The 2,592-nt window shown below is 46.9% G+C and carries 2 protein-coding genes; one reads left to right on the top strand and one right to left on the bottom strand.

The genetic code is table 11. The features are described 5' to 3' along the window. Positions 1 to 101 precede the first annotated feature (101 nt). Positions 102 to 584: an Hsp20/alpha crystallin family protein gene (locus VFW36_RS09745; RefSeq protein ID WP_329658621.1), complete on the bottom strand. Its 483-nt coding sequence runs from the start codon at positions 582 to 584 to the stop codon at positions 102 to 104. 145 nt (positions 585 to 729) lie between these two features. Here VFW36_RS09745 and purL point away from each other — a divergent pair. Then, positions 730 to 2,592 (top strand): phosphoribosylformylglycinamidine synthase subunit PurL (purL, locus tag VFW36_RS09740; RefSeq protein WP_414720288.1); only part of this gene is annotated, 1,863 nt, incomplete at its 3' end.

Genomic DNA, 2,592 nt, shown 5'->3' with positions numbered 1-2,592 from the left:
AGCGGAAAAAAGAGCTACGAAGTGATCGGAATCGGCTATAGCGACATCTTTTCACTCAAAAAAAATATCCGCAGTGAGAAAGAATATAGTTTTCATTAACCTTATTTAATCTCAATTTTTTTAGATACTTTTTTTCCTGTTTTTGGAACAGTGATCTTTAGTACGCCGTTGGTAGATGTGGCACTGATTGCTTCGAGGTTGGCATCATCAGGGAGAGAAAAACTCTGATTGAATTGCCGATACGATTTTTTCGACCCCTCTTTTCCCTCTGATTCCTCTTTCCGCTCTCCCGAAATCACTAAACGATTATTGATGGTTTCGATCGAAATATCTTTTTTATCCATCCCCGGCAGATCGATATTGATGAGGTAGGCTTTGTCGCTCTCTTTCATCATGGATGCACTATACGCCGAAATCATGCGGGGATAGGGACGCTCAAAGAAGTGTTCCATATCTTCCATATTCCAAAATGCGCATCGAGAATCACACGGCTTTTCAGATTTTGGTTGAGCCGAAGCAACGAGCACGCTTACCCCCAATGAAGTAGCACCTAAAGCAATTAAAAGACGTTTTGACAGAGTCATAGATAAACCTCCGATAATGATTTTAGAACACTAAATTTATATCGATTTTGTAAATAGAGGGTAAATTAAGGGGGCACTTGATTAGCCTTTGGTATAATCGCGTTACTATTATTATTTTACTAAGGAAACTGCCGTGAGCACTCCCCTGCCAGACATCGAAAAAGTTCTAAAACAGCATAAATTGTCAATGGACGATTATGCCCATATCAAAAAAATCCTCTCCCGCGAGCCGAACCTCGTAGAAATCGGGATTTTTTCGGCCATGTGGAGTGAGCACTGTAGTTATAAATCATCTAAAAAACATTTGAGCGGTTTCCCGACCAAAGCGCCGTGGGTTATCCAAGGACCGGGTGAAAACGCGGGGGTTATCGACATCGGCGGCGGATATGCGGCGGTTTTCAAAATGGAGAGCCATAACCACCCGAGTTTTATCGAACCGTATCAAGGTGCGGCAACAGGTGTCGGAGGGATTATGCGTGACGTATTCACCATGGGTGCGCGTCCTATCGCCAACCTCAATGCACTCCGTTTCGGAAACGTGTTGAACCAAGATGACATCAGCGCTCATCAGCGTTATTTGGTGCGCGGTGTCGTATCGGGTATCGGCGGATACGGTAACTGTATGGGGGTTCCGACCATCGGCGGAGAGACAAGTTTCGATGAGTGCTACAACGGTAATATCCTTGTTAATGCGTTTACTCTCGGACTTGCGAAAAGTGACGAGATTTTCTACGGAAAAGCGGAGGGGATCGGCAATCCGGTTATTTATGTCGGATCTAAAACAGGGCGCGACGGTCTAGGCGGTGCGGTTATGAGTTCGGACAGTTTTACCGAAGCGTCTAAAGGGCTTCGTCCAACCGTACAAGTGGGTGACCCGTTTACCGAAAAACTCCTTCTCGAAGCGTGTTTGGAACTTTTCAAAACCGATTACGTCGTCGGGATTCAGGATATGGGGGCGGCGGGACTAACGTCGAGCTCATTCGAGATGGCGGGACGCTCAGGAAGCGGTATGATTATGCACCTCGACAAAGTTCCTGCACGTGAAGAGGGGATGATGCCGTATGAGTTCATGCTCTCTGAATCTCAAGAACGTATGCTCATTTGTGCTAAAAAAGGTTCCGAGCAGGCGATTATCGATATTTTCGAAAAATGGGATCTTGACTGCGCCGTGATCGGTGAAGTAACGGCCACGGGTAATATGGAGCTTTTCTGGCACGGTGAAAAATGTGCCGAGGTTCCGGTTGATCCGGTGAGTGAAGAGGCTCCGGTATTGGATCGCCCAATGTCACGCCCAGCGTATCTCGATGAGATCGCCAACGTAAAACTCAGTGATTTCGATGCGGTTGATAACCAGAGGGCATTTGAGAAATTGATCGCTTCGATGGAAGTGGTCGATAAGCATTGGATTTATGAGCAATACGATTCAATGGTACAAACCAATACGGTCAAAAAAGGGGGCGAACTTGACGCTTCCGTTATCCGTATCAAAGAAAACGGCGTAGCCTTGGCGATGAGTGCCGACTGTAACGTTCGCTACTGCTATATCGATCCGAAAGCGGGAGCGGCGGCAGCGGTAATCGAGAGCGGTCGTAATGTCGCGATGAGCGGTGCAACCCCGAAAGCGATCACCGACTGTCTCAACTACGGTAACCCTGAAAATCCGGAAGTGATGTGGCAGTTTGGTCAAGGGTGTTTGGGGATTAAAGAGGCGTGTGCTGAATTGAACACACCGGTTATCGGAGGAAATGTATCTCTGTATAACGAAACGAACGGCAAGTCCGTATTCCCGACTCCGTCTATTGCAATGGTAGGGGTGAATGAAGATCAGCATAAAGTGTTGATGTCTGCGTTCCAAAAAGAAGGAAACGTATTGTATCTCGTCGGTGAAAGCCGTTCGGAATTCGGCGGATCTCTTTATATGAAAGAGCTTTATAACGTGGTCGCGGGGACGATTCCTGCCATCGATTATAATGCAGAGCGCGGATTGTGGAACCTTGTCATCGAAGCG

This window comes from Sulfuricurvum sp. (assembly GCF_036279695.1).
Taxonomy (GTDB): domain Bacteria; phylum Campylobacterota; class Campylobacteria; order Campylobacterales; family Sulfurimonadaceae; genus Sulfuricurvum.
The sequence above is the reverse complement of the archived record's forward strand: the minus strand, read 5'-3'. Positions and strand labels throughout refer to the sequence as shown.

What these genes read in the sequence shown, in the direction of transcription:
- VFW36_RS09745 (WP_329658621.1), bottom strand. Translation starts at nt 584, where the DNA reads ATGACTCTGTCAAAACGTCTTTTAATTGCTTTAGGTGCTACTTCATTG.